Here is an 18618-nt window from a genome sequence, read left to right as displayed (position 1 = left end):
CCCGTCATCCGACCGATCCCCCACGGTCATCCTTCCGATCATTGTGATCGGTCCCGGCTCACCCGGCCAACGATCGCGGTGACCGTCACCACCGCCCGTGTGCGGCAGGTCACCAGAGCGGGCATCATGGGCGCCATGCTGCCGATCGAGTTCGGGCCGCGGGTCTGCGGTCACCTGGAGGCCGGCGTCGACCGGGAGTGGCTGGTCCCGGACGGCCTCGGTGGATACGCGATGGGCACGGTGAGCGGGCTGCGTACCCGGCGCTACCACGGGCTGTTGATGGTGGCCGGACAGACCCCGGCGGACCGCCGGCTCGGGCTGGTCAGCCTGGACCCGGAGCTGATCCTGCCGTCCGGTGCGGTGGTCCGGCTCGGCGCGCACGAGTGGCGCTCCGGCGACGTCGACCCGCGCGGCTTCGAGTTGCTGGAACGCTTCGACCTCGTCGACGGGCTGCCGCGGTGGCGGTGGCGGATCGGCGACCTGGTGCTGGAGCGCGAGCTGGCGATGGCGCACGGCCGGTCCTGCCTGGCGGTCCGGCACCGGCTGGTCGCCGGTGGCCCGGCCCGGCTCGGCCTGGCCGCGGCGGTGACCTGGCGGGACGGCCACGGCGAGCGGCGGGCGGACGGCCCGGCACCGAAGGTGGAGCCGGCGGCCGGCGGAGCGGTCGTCGAGGACGCGTTCCGGCTGGTCGGGCCGGAGTGGGTGGCCGAGGGGCAGTGGTGGCACGGGGTGCATCACCGGGAGGAGGCGGCCCGGGGGCTCACCCCGGACGAGGACCTCTGGTATGCGGGCCGGTTCACCGGCACGCTCGACCGCCCCGGAGACAGCGTCTCGGTGCTCGCCTGGGCCGGCGACCTGGCCGAACAGCCGCCGCCGGCCGACGAGCTGATCGAGGCGGCCCGGCGGCGCAACCGCCGGGTGGTGGCGGCCGGCAGACCGGCGGACGCGGTGGCGGCGACGCTGACCCTGGCCGCCGACGCGTTCGTGGTCGGTACCGGCTCCGGGCCGGACGTGGTGGCCGGCTATCCGTGGTTCGGCGCCTGGTCCCGGGACACGATGATCGGGTACGAGGGGCTGTTCCTCGGCACCGGCCGCGCGGACGAGGGCCGGGAGCTGCTCCGGGCGTACGCGGGGACGCTGTCGGAGGGGATGCTGGCGAACACCGCCGACACCGGGCGGGTGGAGTACAACACGGTGGACGGGACGCTGTGGTTCCTGCACGCGGTGGCCCGGCACGTGGCGGTCACCGAGGACACCGATCTCGCCGCCGAGCTGCTGCCGGCGCTGCGCGCGGTGGTCGACGACCACCTGCGGGGCACCCGGTACGGCATCGTGGCCGACCCGGCCGACGGGCTGCTCACCCAGGGCTGCCCCGGGGCGGCGCTGACCTGGATGGACGCCCGGGTGGACGGCGAACCGGTGACCCAGCGGGCGGGCAAGCCGGTCGAGGTGAACGCGCTCTGGGTCAACGGCCTGGCGGCGCTCGCCGAGCTGGCCGGGCGGCTCGGCCAGGACCCGGGTGCCGCCCCGGCCGCGCACCAGAGGGCCCGGGCGGCGTTCCGGCGCCGCTTCCCGGCCCCGAGCGGCTGGCTCTACGACGTGGTCGACGCCCCGCCGCCGGCCTATCCGCGCGGCGCGGGCGACCGGCACGACGACGACCTGCTCCGGCCGAACCAGCTCCTCGCCTGGTCGCTGCCGTACCCGCCGCTGGACCCCGATCCGGTGGTGCTGCGCCGGATCGGCGCAGCCCTGCTCACCCCGCTCGGCCCGCGCAGTCTGGCCCCGGAGAGCCCCGGCTACGTGCAGCGGCACCGGGGCGGCCCCGCCGAGCGGGACTCCGGCTACCACCAGGGCACCGTCTGGCCCTGGCTGATCGGCCCGTACGCGGACGCCTGCCGCCGGGCCGGGCTCGGTGTCGACGAGCTGTTCGCCGGGCTGGCGGCGCACCTGCCCGAGTACGGGCTCGGCTCGGTGAGCGAGACCGCCGACGCGGTACCGCCGCACGGTGCCACCGGAGCGCCCTTCCAGGCCTGGTCGGTGGCGGAACTTCTACGGGTACGGCGGAACTGACCGGACGGCGTTACATGCCCGCAACGGCCACGTCTTCGCCGGTTTTCCCGCCACCGGCAGTATTGGCACCAACCAATGACGCGTAGGCACCCGTAACAGGTGCCTCTACGCGCCTGCCTTGGAATCAACTCAAAGGGGGCTGGGCCATGTCACCGAACGCCGAGGTCATCAACTTCCCCGCGGCCCGCCCGCTGAAGGTGCTCATCCTCTCCTGGGAGTACCCGCCGGTGCTGGTCGGCGGGCTCGGCCGGCACGTGCACGCGCTGGCCACCGCACTCGCCGCCGCCGGGCACCAGGTCACGGTGGTCACCCGGCACGGCGAGGGTGCCCCGGTGGAGGCGTACGTCGACGGAGTGCATGTGCTGCGCGCCCCCGAGGACCCGGTCGGGTTCCCGCTGGCCACCCCGAGCCTGCTGGCCTGGACGATGGCGTTCAACCACACGCTGACCCGGACCGCGCTGCGGGCCGCCCGGACCGGCGACTACGACGTGATCCACGCCCACGACTGGCTGGTCGCGCACACCGCGATCAACCTCGCCGACCACCTGGACATCCCGCTGGTCACCACGATCCACGCCACCGAGGCGGGCCGGCACCAGGGCTGGCTGCCGGACGAGATGAACCGCACCATCCACTCGGTCGAGCACTGGCTCAGCCACGAGTCGCACCGGGTGATCACCTGCTCCGGCTACATGCGCGACCAGGTGAACGCGCTGTTCGGTCTGCCGGCCGGGCACGTCGAGGTGGTGCCGAACGGGGTCGACGACCGGGCCTGGTCGGCCCAGCCCCGGGCGGTCGCCGCCGCCCGCAAGCGGTACGCCGGAGCCGGGCCGCTGATCGGGTTCGCCGGCCGGCTGGTCTACGAGAAGGGCGTACAGCACCTGGTGCACGCCGTGCCGAGGCTACGGGAGCGGCACCCGGAACTGCGGGTGGTGATCGCCGGGGACGGGCCGTACCGGCAGGAGTTGCAGGACCAGGCGCAGCGGCTCGGGCTGGACCGCAGCGTACGGTTCGCCGGGTTCATGACCGAGCGGCAGTTGCCGGCGGTGCTGGCCGCCACCGACGCCACGGTGGTGCCGAGCCTCTACGAGCCGTTCGGGATGGTCGCCCTGGAGGCGGCCGCCGCCGGGGCGCCGCTGGCGGTCGCCGCCACCGGTGGGCTGGCCGAGATCGTCGAGCCGGGAGTCACCGGGGTGACCTTCCCGCACAGCGACCCGGAGGCGCTGGCCGGTGCGGTCGACTCGCTCCTCGACGACGAGGTCTTCGCCCGCCGGGTGGCCCGGCGGGCCCGGACCATGGTCGCCGAACGGTACGGCTGGACGAGCATCGCGGCCCGCACCGCCGCCGTGTACGCCAGCGCGGCGAACGCCGGCCCGGCGCCGCGTACCCGGGCCGGGAGCGGGGCGGCGCGGATCGTCGTACCCGAGGGGAACCTGCTGGCCCTCGACGGCGCCGCCTGCTGACCCGCGCCGACACCGCCGGCACCGCCGGACCCGCCGTGGACGGGTCCGGCGGTGTCGGCGTTCGGCGATTCGGTGAATTCTTTTCGGATCAAGGTTGCGAGCAGTGCCTGCGCCGCCGGAATTGATGCGGGAGGCGATGCCGGCTCGCTATCGTGTACCGCGGGTAGCAGAGAGGGACACCGCCGGTGCACCAGGGACGGATCGCCGATCGTTACCTGCTGCTGCACACCATCGGCACCGGCGGAATGGGGCGGGTCTGGCTGGCCCACGACGAGACACTGCGCCGCCCCGTCGCGATCAAGCAGGTGGTGCCGCCGGGCTGGATGACCCCGGACGAACGCGACGAGTTGCGCTACCGGACGCTGCGCGAGGCGCGCACCGCCGCCCGGCTCAACCACCCCAACGTGGTCCGGGTCTACGACGTGGTGCACGACGACGACTCCCCGTGGATCGTGATGGAGTACGTCCCGTCCCGCTCGGTCCAGCAGGTCTTGGAGACGGACGGGCCGCTGTCGCCGGTGCGTACCGCCGAGGTCGGACTGGCGGTGCTGGCCGCGCTGCGCGCCGCGCACGCCTCCGGGGTGCTGCACCGGGACGTCAAGCCGCACAACGTGCTGATCGCCGACGACGACGGCCGGGTGGTGCTCACCGACTTCGGGCTGGCCACCGTGGACGGCGGGGACGGCGCGCTGACCCGGGACGGCGTGGTGCTCGGCTCACCCCAGTACGTCTCGCCGGAGCGGGCCGCGGACGGCGCGTCCACCGTCGAGTCCGACCTCTGGTCCCTGGGCGCCACCCTGTACGCCGCGGTGGAGGGCCGGTCGCCGTACCGCCGACCGACCACAATGGCCACCCTGACCGCGCTGGCGGTGGCGCCGCCCGATCCGACCCGACTGGCCGGTCCGCTCCGCCCCGTGCTGGCCGGGCTGCTCCGCCGTGACCCCCGGCAGCGGCTGACCGCCGACGAGGTCGAACGGCTGCTGCGCCGGATCACCGATCCGCCGCCCCGGTCCGGCCGGCATCCGTTCGCCCTGGCCCGCAGCCTCGCCCGGCGGCCACCGACCCCGCCGACCGCCGACCGGCCGGTTCCGGAGGAGGCCCCGGCCGACCCGCCGGTCGAGCGGCCGCAGCCGAGCCGTCGACGGCCGCCGAACCAGCGCCCGCAGCCCGACGAGCGACCGCAGCCGAACCAACGGGCTGCCGGGGACCAGTCGCCGCGACCGACCCACCGGGGCCGGCCGGACCAGTACGCCGCACCGGACCGCTCGACCACCCCGGCCGGACCGGCCGACCTCGCCGCTCCCGGCGACCGGCCGAGGCCGGCCGGCGCGGGGGTTCCAGGGCGGGCCGGGGCGCGGCCGCCGCACCCGGTGTCGGGTGCGCGGCGCGGCCCGGAGCGGCAGCCGGACCTCGACCGGCCGGAACCGCCGGGCCGGAACCGGCGTCGGCGGCGTCCCGGCGGCCGCTTCTGGCGGATCGCGGCCACCGCACTGGCCCTGACCCTGCTGGCCGGGCTCGGCACCGAGTTGACGCTGCGGGCCAAGCGGGCTGGCGAGAGCACGCCCGACACACCGGGTAGCCGGCCGATGGCCGAGGTGGTCGGCGCGTTCCCGTGCGCGCCGCCGCCGGAGCGGACCGTACCGGTGACCGCCGCGCCGCGCCCGCCGGAGGAACGCTTCGGACTCGTCGACAACTGGACCTGGTACACCGACGCGTCCGGGTTCCGGATCGCCGTGCCGATCGGCTGGCACCGCTACACCGACGGCCGGGTGGTCTGCTTCCGGGAGCCGGTGGCCGGCACCGGGCGGATGCTCAGCATCGATCCGAGCACCCCACCGACCCGGGACGGCGAGCGGTACTGGCTCGCGGAGGAGCGGCGGCTGACCGGCGCGGGCCTGCTGGCCGGGTACGAGCAGGTGGGCATCGGGCCGTTGGACATCCGGGCCGGTGGGGCCATCTGGGAGTGCCGGTGGACCAACAAGCGCGGCGACCGGGTGCAGATCGCCCGGATGCTGATCAATACCTCGCCCGGCCGGGCGTACACCGTCTCCTGGCTGACCCGGGAGTTCGACTGGGGCGTGAACCAGAGCTACCTGCGGATGGTGCAGACCAGTTTCCGGCCGGTCGACTGAGCGGAGTTGGTGGCCGGACCCGGTGACTGGACGGAGTTGGTGGCCGGACCCGGCGACACGCCGGAGTTGGTGGCCGGACCCGGCGACACGCCGGAGTCCACTTGCCGACACGGTTTCCCGGTGCCGCCGCGCCGCCCCGAACGCCGCGGCACGCACCGGCGCACACCCCGGCTGACCTGCCCGGCGATCCGTTCCGGGCACCCGTTCGCGCACACCGGAACGAGGCGGTGGATCCGACCGTGACGTCGGCGACACCACTGTGGATCAAACGGTGATTGCCTCGCGATCCCCGGTTTGGCACAGTGTCGCCAGCCGTGAGGGATGTACCCGGGGGAGGATGCACGACGATGATGGGGCCATCCCATGCGCTGTCCGGTGCCGCGGTCTGGTTGGCCGGGTCCTGGGGGCTGGACTACTTCGCCGGCTACGAGCAGTCGCCGCTGGCGATCGCGGTCGGCACGGCGGTCTGCGCCGGCGGGGCGCTCTTCCCCGACCTCGACATGTCCGGCAAGGTCACCCGCAACCAGGGTGGCGCGACCGTCGCCCGTACGTTCGGCGTGGTGTCGCTCTTCTTCGCCGAGGTGATGGAGAAGATTTCCCTCGGCGTCTACCACGCCACCAAACTGAGCAAGGATCCGCACCGGAACAACGGCCACCGCACGTTGACCCACACGCTGCCGTTCACCTTCCTGGTCGGCTGGGGCACCACCGCGCTCTGCACCGCGTACGGCAAGTGGGCGGTGATCGGCATCCTCTTCTTCATGATCGGTCTGGCGCTGCGCGGGCTCTTCGACGAGTGGGCGAAGCGGGCCGGCTGGGTGATCGTGACCGCGGTGTCGCTGGCGGCGGCGTACTTCACCTTCCTGCACCTGCCCGGCGACCGGGGCTATCCGATGCTGGGGCTGGCGGTCGGGGTCGGCTGCTTCGTGCACATCATGGGCGACATCATCACCAGCAACGGGGTGCCGATCCTCTGGCCGGTGCCGATCAAGCGGCGGATGTGGATGATGATCGGCATTCCGAACAAGATCGCCGTCAAGGTGGGTGGCAAGGTGGAGACCATCGTGCTGCGCGGTGCCTTCACCGTGATCTCGATCCTCTCCACACTCGGCCTGGTCGCACCCTCCGTGCTCCGGCGGTTCAACATCGAGGTCTGAGCCGCCCGCGTCCGGGGTCGGGCTCCGCCGGGCGCTCGGACACCTGGTTCAGAGTGCCGGGCCGAGCCCCACCAGGTGGGCGCTCTCGTCCCAGAGCCGGTCGCAGCGCGCGGCGTCGGTGGTGTGCGGTGCGGTGCCGACCCGCTGACGCTTGACGAAGAAGCTCCCGCTGATCCCCTCGACGTCCGGTGTGGTCGCCAGCCAGGCCGGCGTGTCCGCTCCGGCGTCCGGCCCGGGTGCCGCGGGATTCAACCGCAACAGCAGGCTGTAGAGCCTGAGGGTGCCGCGCAGCGCCCCCTTGCCGAGCCCGGTGTCCGTGACGACGCCCGGATGCGCGCCGTTCACCGTGATCCGTGTTCCCGCCAGCCTGCGGGCGAGCGCGTATCCGAACATCGCGTTCATGTTCTTGCTGCGTGCGTAGGCGACGAACGGACGGAAGCTGGGCAGCGGACCCAGCCCGCGTCCCGTCCGGCTCCCCAGGTCGTCCAGGTCGACCGGCACCCTGGCGAGCCCGCCGGGGTGCCCGCCCACCAGGACGAACCGGGCCGCTCGCCGGCCGATGGGCCGCACCAGCGAGCGCAGCAGCAGGTACGGCGCGAGGTGGTTCGTGGCCAGGATTCGGGAGATGCCCTCCGAGGTGACCTCCCGGAAGTCTGTGATCACGGCGGCGTTGCTGACCACCACGTCCGGCGGGGGTTCGGCGCCGAGGCGCTTCGCGAGTTCCCGCACCTCCGCCAGCAACGACAGGTCCGCCCGTTCGAGCAGCAGGTCGGCGTCCGGCACGGCGGCGGCGATCCGCGCTCGCGCCCGGTCGAGGCGCTCGTCGCTGCGACCGACCAGGACCACCGTCATGCCCGCCATCGCCAGCCGGCGGGCTATCGCCTCGCCGATGCCGCTGGTCGCCCCGGTCACCACGGCCCGTTTCCCTCGATGCGACACCGCACTCCCCCCGTCCCGTCGGCCGGCCACCGCGACCGGCCATCCTGACCGCCGGTCGACCGACTCGGCCGGCTGGGTTGACGTTGTCAACCTAGCCCGTCAGGTTGACAACGTCAACCACGGATAGCATGGTCCGGTGCCGCCTGGTACCCGTGACGCCCTGGTCGACGTGGCCGCCCGCCTCCTCGACGAGGGCGGCGTGCCAGCCGTCACGCTCCGCGAGGTCGGGCGGCTGGCGGGGGTGTCGCACAACGCCCCGTACAAGCACTTCGCCAGCAAGGAGAGGCTGCTCGCGGCGATCGCCGCCCGGGAACTCGCCCGGCAGGGCGCGGCCCTCGGCGCGACGATGGAACGCGAGCGGTCGCCGGAGGCGATCCTGCGGGCGACCCTGCGCCACTACGTCGCCTGGGCCCTCGACCATCCCGCACGCTTCAAGCTGACCTTCGGCAAGTGGTCGATCGACTCGGACGAACTCGACAGCGCCGCGCGGGACGCACAGACGCTGCTGGTCCAGATCGTCACCAGTACCCAGGAGGCCGGCGCGCTGCCGCCCGGCGACCCGGTACGGCTGGCGTCGCTGCTGCGGGCCCTCGCGCACGGGGCGGCCGACCTCGCCTCCACGGGTCATCTGGAGTCTGGCGGCAAGGGCCACGCCGGCCCCGAGGAACTGATCGACGACCTGCTGGGCTACCTGCGCGGCGCGGCGGCGCACCGGCCTCGATAGCGCCCCCGGGGCGGCCGGCGACGGCCGCCTGAGCGGATCGACCGGGGCGGGTCCACCTGGCTGGCTCGGGAGCTGGCCCCGGCGGCGGCCGCAGCCGCCGGTGCGTTCGCTCCGGTGACCGGGCCGCCGCCGGTGCGTTCGCTCCGGCGGCCGCGCGGATTCCGGCCGCCCTGCACTCGGACGGCGCCTGAGCTCAGACGGCGACCCGCTGGGCCGGCACCGGGACGGTCAGCCCCCAGGCGGCGAGCAGTTCCGGGGTGTTCGCCCGGCTGCCGTCCGCCACCGTGTCACAGGCGATGTCGACGATCTCGTCCTTGTGGGCCATCAGGTAAGGCCGGGCACCGACGTCGGCGTTGGCCAGCGCCGCGATGCCGGGCCAGTGCCGGCGGCCGAAGAGCATGGGATAGCCGCGCAACCCCTCGTAGGTGGCGCAGACCAGGGCCTCCGGATAGGGCAACGCCGCCACCCGGCGTACCGCCGCCTCGGTCAGCCCCGGCATGTCCACCGGGACCACCACCACCGCCTCGATCCGTCGGTCCGGTACGGCGTCCAGCCCGAGCCGGATCGACGAGCCGATCCCGGTGCCCCAGGAGCGGTTCACCACCACGGTCGCCCCGGAGAGGTCGGCGGTGGCGCGTACCTGTTCGGCCGCGGCCCCGAGGACCACGACCAACGGCCCGCAGCCGGCCGCACGCATCGTGTCGAGTACCTGGTTCACCAGGGGTCGCTCTCCCTGGTGCAGCAACGCCTCCGGGCCGCCGATCCGGCGTCCCCCGCCCGCGGCGATGATCATTCCTGCGATCCGACTCAGCGCCATCACCTTCCGCCGGTCGCGCGACCCCCGCCGCGCGCACAACGGTCCCAACGAGCGGGCGCCGTCCAGGTATCGGCACTAATCGGACTAATTCGCAACTATGCCGCATTTGCATAACAGTCCACCACCGAAACGTCCAGCGGGAACCGCACCGGGGTCTCGCCGAACAGCAGCCGCCCGGCCTGCGCCGCCGCCTCGTGCACCAGCGCGGTCACCTGGTCGGTCTGCTCCGCCGGACAGTGCACCAGCACCTCGTCGTGCTGGAAGAAGACCAGCTCGGCACGGCCCGCCCCGGGCTCGGCGCCGAGCCCGGTCAACCCGTTGCGCAGCCCGGCGAGCAGGGTCAGCGCCCACTCCGCCGCCGTCGCCTGGATGACGAAGTTGCGGGTGAACCGGCCCCGAGCCCGCGCGGCGGCCCGGGCCCGCGGCCCGAACGGGTCGACCGCGGCCGACTCCACCACCGGCCCCTCGCCCTCCTCCGACTCCCGCACCGAGACCGAGGCGGGTGGACAGGTACGCCCCAGCCAGGAACGGACCAGCCCGCCACCCTCGCCGGTCCGGGCCGCCGCCTCGACGTATTCGAAGGCGGTCGGATAGCTGCGGCGCAGCACCGCCAGCGCGGGGATCGCCTCGCCACCGGTCTGGCCGTACATCGCGCCGAGCAGGGCCAACTTGGCCCGGGCCCGGTCACCTCCGAAGCTCTCCCGGGCCAGCGCGGTGTAGAGGTCACCCGCACCACCGGCGGCGGCGAGCCGGGCGTCCCCGGAGACCGCCGCCAGCACCCGAGGCTCCAACTGGCCGGCGTCGGCGACCACGAACCGCCAGCCCGGATCCGCCAGCACCGCCCGTCGGACCACCTTCGGGATCTGCAACGCGCCGCCGCCCCGGGTCGCCCACCGCCCGGAAACCACTCCGGCCGGCACGTACTCCGGACGGAACCGGCCGTCCCGGACCCAGGCGTCCCGCCAGGCCCAGCCGTGCGCCGTCCAGATCCGGTAGAGCTCCTTGTATTCGAGCAGCAGCGGAACCGCCGGATGGTCGATTCCGCGCAGCACCCAGGCCCGGGTGCTGGGCAGGTCGTGGCCGGCCCGGGCAAAGGCCCGGAGCAGCTCGGCGGGCGACTCGGCGTGCAGCTGGCGTACCCCGAAGGCGGCCGCGATCCGCGCGGAGAGCTCCGCCAGCCGGCGTGGCGGCCCGCCCACCGGCGACGGCTCGCCGAGCAGGTCGACCAGGAGCGCGTCGTGCACGTCGGCCCGCCACGGCAACCCCGCCGCGCTCATCTCGACGGCGATCAGCGCACCCGCCGACTCGGCCGCGACCAGCAGCCGGAACCGCCCGGGATGCGGCGTCGCCGCGATCCGGGCCTGCTGGTCGGCGAAGACCCGGAGCAGCGCGTCGAGGCCGAGCGGTCGCGGTCCGGGCGCCACGTCGAAGAGCACGGCCTGGCCGTCGCCGGGCGGTGCGGCGGCCCGGGGCGGCGGATCGGCCGGCACCGGCGCACCGGTCAGCCGGGCGAACGCGGCGGGCAGACCGCGCGGCTCGCCCCAACGCCCTTCCTGGCCGAGCAGCAGCGCCTCGGTCAGCTCGACGTCGTGGCAGCGCTCCACCCGGACGCCCCTGCGCAGCAGCGCCGGATAGATCGCGGCGGTGGAGGCCCAGACCCAGCGCGGCGGGTCGACCCGCTCCCGGGCCGCCATCGCGGCGCCGAGGTCGGGGACCCGTTCGGCAGGACCGGCGGGCCGGCCGTCCGGATGCAGCGGCGCGAACCGGCCTCCGTCGCCCTCCTCGTCCCGCACCACCGCCACCAGCACGCCGCCGATTCTGCCGGCCCCGACCGACATCCCCGGCACCCCGGGTGGACCCGGGCCGTCCGCCGCCACCTCGGCGGCCGTAGCCAGCGGCAGACGGCATGCCGGGATAGCGGCGATGGCACCCCATAGATTTGTTATGCGTGATTGCTCAGAAAGCGCATCGCCGAATGGTCCGGCTGCGGCCGGGAGTGCGCCGATCATGGGCCGGTCAGCGGCATCCCGGCGCCTCGATGGCACCGCGGGCCACGCTCCGCCGACCCACCGACGTGGCCGGACTCCGCCGGTCAACCCGAACGGCGTGCTGGCCGGGCTGACCCGAAACCTACCGGTACGCCCCCTCCGGGCTGCTGGTGACCTACCTCATAAAGCGATACGCTGAGTCCTTCAGAATCAGCCCCATCGTGATTGGGCGGGGGAGCCTCAGCCGAGGCGGTGCGTGCTGGTGCCCTTAGACGCCGCCCTCCAGGAGGTTCGACAGGAGGGCACAGGGTGTCACAGGAACGGCCGACTGAGTGGGACGTCCCACTGGGCGACCGAACCCTCGCCGTCGAGACTTCGGGGGACGTGAACGGATTTCCCGTCTTCCTGATGCACGGAATGCCCGGCAGCCGCAGTGGCCCGAAACCCCGGAGCATGATCCTCCATCTGCTCGGCATCCGGTTGATCTGCTATGACCGGCCCGGCTACGGCAGATCCACCCGCAACCCCGGGCGCCGGGTCGTCGATGCCGCACTGGACGTGCAGGCGGTGGCCGATCATCTTGAGCTGGACGAGTTCGCCGTCGTGGGCCGGTCCGGCGGTGGACCACACGCCCTCGCCTGCGCCGCCAGCGACCTCTTCACCGGCCGGCTGACCCGGGTCGCGGTCCTGGTCTCCCCGGCCCCCTCCGACGCGGCCGGCCTGGACTGGTACGACGGGATGGCCCCCTCCAACGTCCAGGCGTACCGGGAGGCGACGTCCGACCGACGCAGGCTGATCGAGTCGCTGACCATCCGGGCCGACCGCACCCGGCGGGACCCGTCGAGCGTCGTCAACTTCATCGACGGCGAGTTGAGCGCCGCCGACCGCAACGTGGTCGAGGATGTCGCACTGCGCCGCCTGCTGACCGAGAGCTACGCGGAGGCGGTGCGGCTCGGCGCCGACGGGTGGATCGACGACGCGCTGGCGCTCAGCCGGGACTGGGGCTTCGACCTCTCATCGATCAAGGTGCCGGTCCGGCTCTGGCACGGTGCCGAGGACAACTTCTCGCCGGTCGCGCACACCCGGTGGCTCCAGTCGCAGATCCCGCACGCCGAGGTCGATGTGCAACCCGGGGTGGGACACTTCGCCGCCGTGCAGATCCTGCCGGACATCCTCGCCTGGCTCGCCCTCCCCGAGCCGGAACTGGTCGACCTCGGCCGGAGCGGTCCGGCCTGACCCGAACGGTCCGGAACTGGTCGACCTCGGCCGGAGCGGTCCGGCCTGACCCGAACGGTCCGGAACTGGTCGACCTCGGCCGGAGCGGTCCGGCCTGACCCGAACGGTCCGGAACTGGTCGACCTCGGCCGGAGCGGTCCGGCCTGACCCGAGCAGCGGTCCACGGCCCGGCCGGGCGGGGTCCGCCCCCCGTCCCGGGCCGGCGATCGGCGGATCAGGTCGGTGTCGGTCCCGCACGCCGTCGGGCAGGGCCGCCGATCAGAACGGGTGCGGGTCCAGCACCCGGTCGAGCAGCGTCCGCCGCCCCAGCGTCCGCACGTCCGGATGGCTGCTGCCGAGCCGCTCGGTCAACTCCGCCAGGACCGCCTCGAACTCCTCCGATCCGGAGTCCGGCTCGCGCAGGTTGCGGATCAGGGCCAGGTTGGCCGCACCGCGCAGCGTGTCCGGGTGCTCGGGGAGGAGCGCCGTACGCATCACCTTGTGCAGGTTCTCCACCAACTCGAGCGCACCCGGGAGATCACCGGTCTCGGCCTTGCCGACCGCCAGGTTCATCTGGGCGGCGAGCAGGAACGGATGCTGCGGGTGCAGCATCTCGGCCAGTCCGCTCACGGCCGCCTGTGCCGACCTGCGGGCGGCCTCCCGGTCGCCTCGGGCCCGGGCCGCCACCGACAGGTTGTTCTCGCAGATCAACATGTGCGGGTGGCGGATGTCGAGCAGATTCTGGTAAGCCGCCTGCACCGCTCGCAACTCCTCCTCCGCCTCGGCGACCTGGTGCAACGCCAGCCGGTTCGTCGCCCGGCTCAGCCGGGCCGCCAGCGTGTCCGGACTGTCGTCGCCGAACGTCATCCGCAACATGTCGTACGCGGCGTCGAGCAGCCGGCCCGCCTCGACCGCCTGGCCGACGGTCCGCAGCGCCACCGCCAGGTTCACCTGTGCGGTCAGCGTGGCCAGCGCGTTCGGCCCGGACAGGCTCCGGTAGCCCGCCAGAGCCTCCTGCGACTGGCTGAGCGACCGCTGGTAGTCGCCGGTCTCCCTCAGGTCGCGGGCCAGGTTGACGGCGGAACCGAGCGTCCAGTGGTTGTTGCGGCCCAGCATCACCCGACGCCGCTCGAACACCTGGTCGTCGAGGCGCTGCGCCTCCCTGATGTTGCCGGCCAGCCGCATCGAGGCGGCCAGGTTGTTCAGCGCGGTGAGCGTACGCGGAAAGTCCTCACCGAAGTCGCGCGACCACATCCGATGGGTTTGCTGGTCCAAGGCCAGCGCCTCGCCGTACCGGCCCAGACCACGCAGGTCACCGGCGAGGCCACCGGCGGTCATCAGCGCGTCCGCATGCGTCTCGCCGAGCAGTTCCCGCTGCTCGGCGAGGGTCATCTCGTCGTACGCGTGCGCATCCTTGAAGTGGCCCTGGGAGCGCAGGATGTTGCCGAAGTTGAACCGCAACCGCAGCAGCGGCGGGCGGAGCATCTCGGGTACTGCCGGATCGGTGCTCTCCTCGATCCGGGTGGTCCACGCCGCCAGGATCCGCTCGGCCAGCTCGCGGGCCTGGTGGAGTACGCCGCGCAGCCAGATGTAGCGGACCCGCTCGACCAGCAGATCCAGCACGGCCGGGTCGTCGGAGTCGAGCGCCGCCTGCATGGCCTCCTCGGACTCCTCCAGGTGCGGCCAGAGTAGCTGGAAGCGGTCCCAGTTCTCTGCCACGTCGACGTCGCTGTCCGGACGGGCTGCGGCCAGCGCGCTGACCACCTGCTGCCGGATGGTCTGCTGCTCCTCGCCGGTCATCCGTCGCTGGACCGCGTCCCGCAGCAACCGGTGCAGCTCGATCTGCTGCGCGCGGGTGTCGAGCCGCAGCAGCGCCAACCGGTTGGTCCGCTGGATCAGCTTCGCGGCGCCCGACCGGCTCGGCACCGACGGATCGGCCTGCCGCAGCAGCTCCCCGATGCCCTTGCTGTTGAGCAGCTCGATGGAGACCTTCACCGACAGCACCGAACAGATTTCCAGCAGCCGGTAGGCGCCCGGCGAGTCCTGCTTGAGCCGGTCCAGGGACGGGCCCCAGGTGTCCAGCGAGGCGCCCTGCTCGGCCAACTGCACGAGGTAGTCGTCCACCGTGATGCCGCTGTCGGCGATGTAGGCACCGGCGGGGGCCAGCGCGATCGGCAGGTCACCGAGCGCCTCGGCGACCCGGTCGGCGTCCCGGTGGGAGATGTCGGGCGCCCGGCGCTGGAGCTGCTCGATACTCTCGGCCCGGCTGAACGGGCTGATCTCGATCGTCTCCGCGCCCTCCTCCCAGGTCTTCTCCCGGGCGGTGATGATGATGTGGCCCCGACCGCCCTGCGGCAGGAAGTCCTCGATCTCGCGGTAGTCGGCGACGTTGTCGAAGACCAGCAGCCAGCGCGGGTACCGGTCGCCGCGGACCAGCGTGTCGAGCACCTGGCGAATGGCGGCCGGGACGTTCGCCTGCTCCGGCAGGCCCATCCGCTCACCGAGCTCGACCAGCTGGGTGTCGATGAAGATCTGCGGATCGGCCTCGATCCAGAACACCAGGTCGTACGCCGTCCGGAACCGGTGGACGTACTCCAGGGCGATCTGGCTCTTGCCGACCCCGCCCATCCCGTGCAACGCGACCAGCGAGTAGCCCCGACTGGTGCCGGAACGGAGCAGTTGCCGCAGCGTACGCAGATTCTCGTCCCGCCCGGTGAACTGCACGTTGGCGACCGGCGTCTTCTGCAACTCCGGCCCGGCGCCCGGATAGCGGGCCACGGTCGCCGCGTTGGCGTCCTCGACGGCCGACGCCACCCGCCCGACCAGCCGCAGCAGGCTCGCCACCGCGTCGCCCGCCTTCGTGACCCCGGTCAGGAAGACCGACGTTTCGGGCAGGAACTCGGGCAGCGACCTGACGTCGTCGACGTACACCGCGAGCGGGGCACCCGAACCGGGGGTCTCCGCCGGCGGCAGGGAGTCCAGCGCGCTCTCCGCGTAGGCGGTCGAGACGATGGTCAGCGTCCGGATCGGCGAGCTGTCCCGGCCCGGGCCCCCCTCCCTCGACCAGACGTCGACGGCGCCGATCCCGGCCGGTCCGAGTACCCGCTCGATCCACTCCGCCCAGACCTGGTCCTTCGGCGAGTACCGCAGCAGGATCTCGCCCTGCGGCAGGAACCTCTTGCGCTCGAACTGGGACCGCAACTGGTCCCGCAGGACGTCCTCCATCCGGGGCAGCGACCGGACCTGGCCCTCCGTGATGGCCCCGGTCAGCCGCTCGTACGCCGAGAGCATCGCCCGGTCGGTGCCGAACGTCGCCAGCGTCTCCTCGTACGCGTAGTAGGCCACGTAGGGGACCTCGACCTCGGCCCAGTAGTCACGCCGGTCGGCCTCGGTCAGCCCGGCGGGCAGGCCCGCGAACCGGTGCATGGCGAGCGCACGGCCGGCGTTGGCCTTGTCCTGTTCAGCCGGGTCGACCCGCATCGGAGCCGGCAGCACCCGGATCCGCCGGTTGACGTACCGCTTGGTGACGTCCCGGGCGACTCGCGCCGCGCCCTCGATTCCCTGGTCGCTGAGGGTGAAGCAGTCGACCAGCACGTCCGGCAGGTGGATGGTGCAGATGCTCGCCACGTCGCTCAGCCCGGTCCGGCTGTCGATCAGCGTGTAGTCGTAGTTGCGCCGCATGTCCTCGCGCAGCGCGTCGATGAACGCCGCCCCACCCAGCCCGTCGTAGAAGACGTCCCAGTCCAGGCCGCTGATCCCGGCGGCGTAGTCCTGGTTCTGCCGGCCCGCCGAGAGGAAGTCGAGGCTGCCCCCGCCGGGGAAGGTGTAGTTCAGCGAGAAGGCGAAGTGTTGTACCCGGGCGAACTCCGCCTCCCAGCCCGCGGGCAGGAACCGGATCTTGGGTACGCCGTCGGCGTCCTTCGCCGAGGCCTGGGTCTCGAATCCGCGGATCATGTCGATGACCCCGCCGGTGCCGACCAGCACGCTCAGGTCGATGAACGGGTGATAGAACCGGTGCAGGCCGGGCGATTCCAGATCCCAGTCCGCGACCAGGACCTTCTTGCCGTTCGCGGCGAGGATCCAGGCCACGTTGGCCAGTGCCATGGTCCGGCCGGTGCCACCCTTGAACGAGTAGAACGTGACCACCTGGCCGTTGCGTTCGTCAGTCATCGTTCCTCTTCCGTGCCTGCGGGGGTATCGCCGGACGGTTCGGGCCGGCCGAGCTGTGGGCGCCGGACCCGGGGCCGGTCCGGCGGGAGGACGGGAGCGTTCTTGAGGTACTGCCGGCGTGCCTCGGTCACCAGTTCCGGCATGATCTGCACGAACTCCGGGAGTTGCCCGACCCGCTTCGCGGGGGGCCGGTTCGCCGCGCCGAGCATCCGGGCGACCCGGTCGGCGAACCGGGTGCCGACGGTCGCGCTGTGCGGATCGCTCTCGTTCAGCACCACCAGCGGGATCACCCACCGGGGCAGGCGCTTGAGGACGAGCGCCAGGTCGTGCTCACCGGCGCTGTCGCTGACCACCCACGGGTCGATGAGCAGGACCGATGGGCAGCGGACCATCGCGTCACCGGCGTCCGCGAAGCTGGTGACGTGGGTGGCCAGCCCCAGCCGCTCGGCGGTGCTGGCCACGTATTTCGCGGCGGGCAGCGCCTGGTCCTGCCCGAACGGGCGCCACTGCTCGCTCCGCTCGGTGTAGACCCCGGGCTCCCGGTCCGCCGGCGCCTCGGCCCGGGTCGGCGCCGCGACGACGACCACGAACTGGGCGTCCGCCAGGGAGGTGTGCTGCGCCTCGGCCACCTTGGGCACCCGGGAGGGCGGCAGCGGGTAGCGCTGCGCGATCTGCGTGACCTCCGTCGCGAGCCGGCCCAGGATCTCCTGGTACGCGGCGCGGTAGCTGGCCAGCATGCAGAGCGCCCGCAGGCCGTTCTCCGCGTACCCGGGGACGTCGCCGGCGAGTTCGAGCGCCTCACGGGTCTCGGCGCTCTGGTCCCAGGACGGCAGCGGGATCCAGAGCACCGGAATGATGTGCCGGTATTTCTCGGCGATGGGGGACGCCTTCAACCGGCGGCGGAACGACTCCAGTTCGCCGAGCGGCCAGGAGTTGCTGAGGTAGGCGGGCGAGTAGAGCGGCACGAAGACCTGCGTGTTGCCGAGCGCCGCGGTCAGCGCCTCCTCCCAGTCCGCGCCGGAGTGCAGTTGTGCGTCGAAGAACCCGACCTGCCGCCCGTCGGCGGCGGAGATCCGGCTGCGGATCGCCGCCGACAGGTCGTCGAAGAAGACCTTCACCCACTTGTCCGGATCGAGCCGGGGATCCTCAAGCATCGGAGCGGAGTGGGCGTAGCTGAGGAAGAAGTAGGTGCCGTCGTCGATCGCCGCCGCTGCCGCCGCGCCGCTCCCGGTCATGTGCCCCTCCTGGAGAACTTCCGGGCAATTCCGCCGGGTGTGGTCAGGACCCGCGGCTCGACCCAGTGGGATCGGGACAGTTCGACGATGCGCTGCGCGAGCTTCCAGAGCACCACGTCGCTGGCGGGGTCCTTCATCGAGAGCAGGCCGTAGAGGCCCTCCTGGTGGTAGGTCGGCACCAGGTCCTCGTCCGGGGTGCCGTCCGGGGAGAACCGCTGGACGTAGTTCGGCGGCTCGCAGGAGTCCGCCGGGGTCCAACTCACCGGCAGTATGCAGGTCTCGTTGCTGGGCCGGCCGTCGCGGCGTACGACGGTGCGGCTCGCGAAGAGGTTCCACTCCCGCGCGCACCACTCACTGTCCAGATAGGCCGGAGACAGCAACGCGACGAAGACCTGGCAGGTGCCGACGGCTTCGAGCAGGTCCGGGGTCCACCGCTCGCCACCGCGCATGTTCCGGTCGATGTAACCGGGGTCCGCGCCGGTCGGCCGGCTCACCAGGGCGTTTACGTGAATCGACAGCTCGGAGAAGAGTCGCAGCGCATTGGTGTTGGCCTCCCGCCGGCCTCCGGGAGTGCGCCGCGGTGGCTTGATGACGGCGTAGCTGACAAAGAACAGTGGAGCGAGTGGATCGTCCACCACCCGGCCGTCGTCCAACTGCCGCTCTCCCGCCGTCGACCATGCGTCACCCCACACCCGTCGCCCAAGGTAA

12 protein-coding genes are annotated in these 18618 nt (G+C 72.9%); 6 read left to right on the top strand and 6 right to left on the bottom strand.

The genetic code is table 11. The features are described from left to right. The first annotated feature begins 135 nt into the window (after window positions 1–135). From ACQEVC_RS21805 to ACQEVC_RS21790, 4 genes are all read left to right on the top strand, one after another. Entirely contained in the window at window positions 136–2070 is a 1935-nt protein-coding gene (locus ACQEVC_RS21805; protein WP_432880399.1) for an amylo-alpha-1,6-glucosidase, read from the top strand. 146 nt (window positions 2071–2216) lie between these two features. After that, on the top strand, window positions 2217–3533 hold the full coding sequence (locus ACQEVC_RS21800) for a glycosyltransferase family 4 protein (RefSeq protein WP_432880396.1): 1317 nt from the start codon (window positions 2217–2219) through the stop codon (window positions 3531–3533). A 185-nt stretch (window positions 3534–3718) separates the two neighbouring features. After that, the gene (locus ACQEVC_RS21795) at window positions 3719–5665 is read left to right on the top strand and encodes a protein kinase domain-containing protein (protein ID WP_432880394.1); all 1947 of its coding nucleotides are present in this window, start codon (window positions 3719–3721) and stop codon (window positions 5663–5665) included. 347 nt (window positions 5666–6012) lie between these two features. After that, complete coding sequence (locus ACQEVC_RS21790) at window positions 6013–6822, top strand: metal-dependent hydrolase (protein WP_432880392.1); 810 nt, start codon at window positions 6013–6015, stop codon at window positions 6820–6822. Window positions 6823–6870: 48 nt separating this feature from the next. On the opposite strand, the gene ACQEVC_RS21785 is transcribed toward ACQEVC_RS21790, so the two are convergent. Further along, the gene (locus tag ACQEVC_RS21785; protein ID WP_432880390.1) at window positions 6871–7761 is read right to left on the bottom strand and encodes an SDR family NAD(P)-dependent oxidoreductase; all 891 of its coding nucleotides are present in this window, start codon (window positions 7759–7761) and stop codon (window positions 6871–6873) included. A gap of 136 nt (window positions 7762–7897) precedes the next feature. Between ACQEVC_RS21785 and ACQEVC_RS21780 the strand changes: the two genes are divergently transcribed. Then, entirely contained in the window at window positions 7898–8485 is a 588-nt protein-coding gene (locus ACQEVC_RS21780) for a TetR/AcrR family transcriptional regulator (protein ID WP_318399390.1), read from the top strand. A 193-nt stretch (window positions 8486–8678) separates the two neighbouring features. On the opposite strand, the gene ACQEVC_RS21775 is transcribed toward ACQEVC_RS21780, so the two are convergent. Beyond that, window positions 8679–9278 carry a nucleotidyltransferase family protein gene (locus ACQEVC_RS21775; RefSeq protein WP_318399389.1) on the bottom strand — a complete coding sequence of 200 codons (600 nt, stop codon included), beginning with the start codon at window positions 9276–9278 and terminating at the stop codon, window positions 8679–8681. Between the two features lie 119 nt (window positions 9279–9397). Then, window positions 9398–11140 carry a bifunctional 3'-5' exonuclease/DNA polymerase gene (locus ACQEVC_RS21770; RefSeq protein WP_432880387.1) on the bottom strand — a complete coding sequence of 581 codons (1743 nt, stop codon included), beginning with the start codon at window positions 11138–11140 and terminating at the stop codon, window positions 9398–9400. A 534-nt stretch (window positions 11141–11674) separates the two neighbouring features. On the opposite strand from ACQEVC_RS21770, the gene ACQEVC_RS21765 reads away from it, so the two are divergent. Further along, entirely contained in the window at window positions 11675–12526 is an 852-nt protein-coding gene (locus ACQEVC_RS21765) for an alpha/beta fold hydrolase (RefSeq protein WP_432880384.1), read from the top strand. A gap of 258 nt (window positions 12527–12784) precedes the next feature. On the opposite strand, the gene fxsT is transcribed toward ACQEVC_RS21765, so the two are convergent. The 3 genes from fxsT to ACQEVC_RS21750 are packed head-to-tail and all read right to left on the bottom strand — an operon-like array spanning window position 12785 to window position 18602. Continuing rightward, the gene (fxsT, locus tag ACQEVC_RS21760) at window positions 12785–16675 is read right to left on the bottom strand and encodes an FxSxx-COOH system tetratricopeptide repeat protein (RefSeq protein WP_432880381.1); all 3891 of its coding nucleotides are present in this window, start codon (window positions 16673–16675) and stop codon (window positions 12785–12787) included. Beyond that, window positions 16672–17910, bottom strand: coding sequence for a TIR-like protein FxsC (locus tag ACQEVC_RS21755; protein ID WP_432880378.1), 1239 nt, complete (start codon window positions 17908–17910; stop codon window positions 16672–16674). Before ACQEVC_RS21755 ends, fxsT begins: the two co-directional genes overlap by 4 nt. Then, window positions 17907–18602: a TIR-like protein FxsC gene (locus ACQEVC_RS21750; RefSeq protein WP_318399384.1), complete on the bottom strand. Its 696-nt coding sequence runs from the start codon at window positions 18600–18602 to the stop codon at window positions 17907–17909. The genes ACQEVC_RS21755 and ACQEVC_RS21750 overlap by 4 nt, the downstream gene beginning before the upstream one ends. Window positions 18603–18618 lie beyond the last annotated feature (16 nt).

The organism is Plantactinospora sp. CA-294935, assembly GCF_050936445.1.
Classification (GTDB): Bacteria; Actinomycetota; Actinomycetes; order Mycobacteriales; family Micromonosporaceae; genus Plantactinospora.
This window is presented reverse-complemented; position numbering and strand designations above follow the sequence as displayed.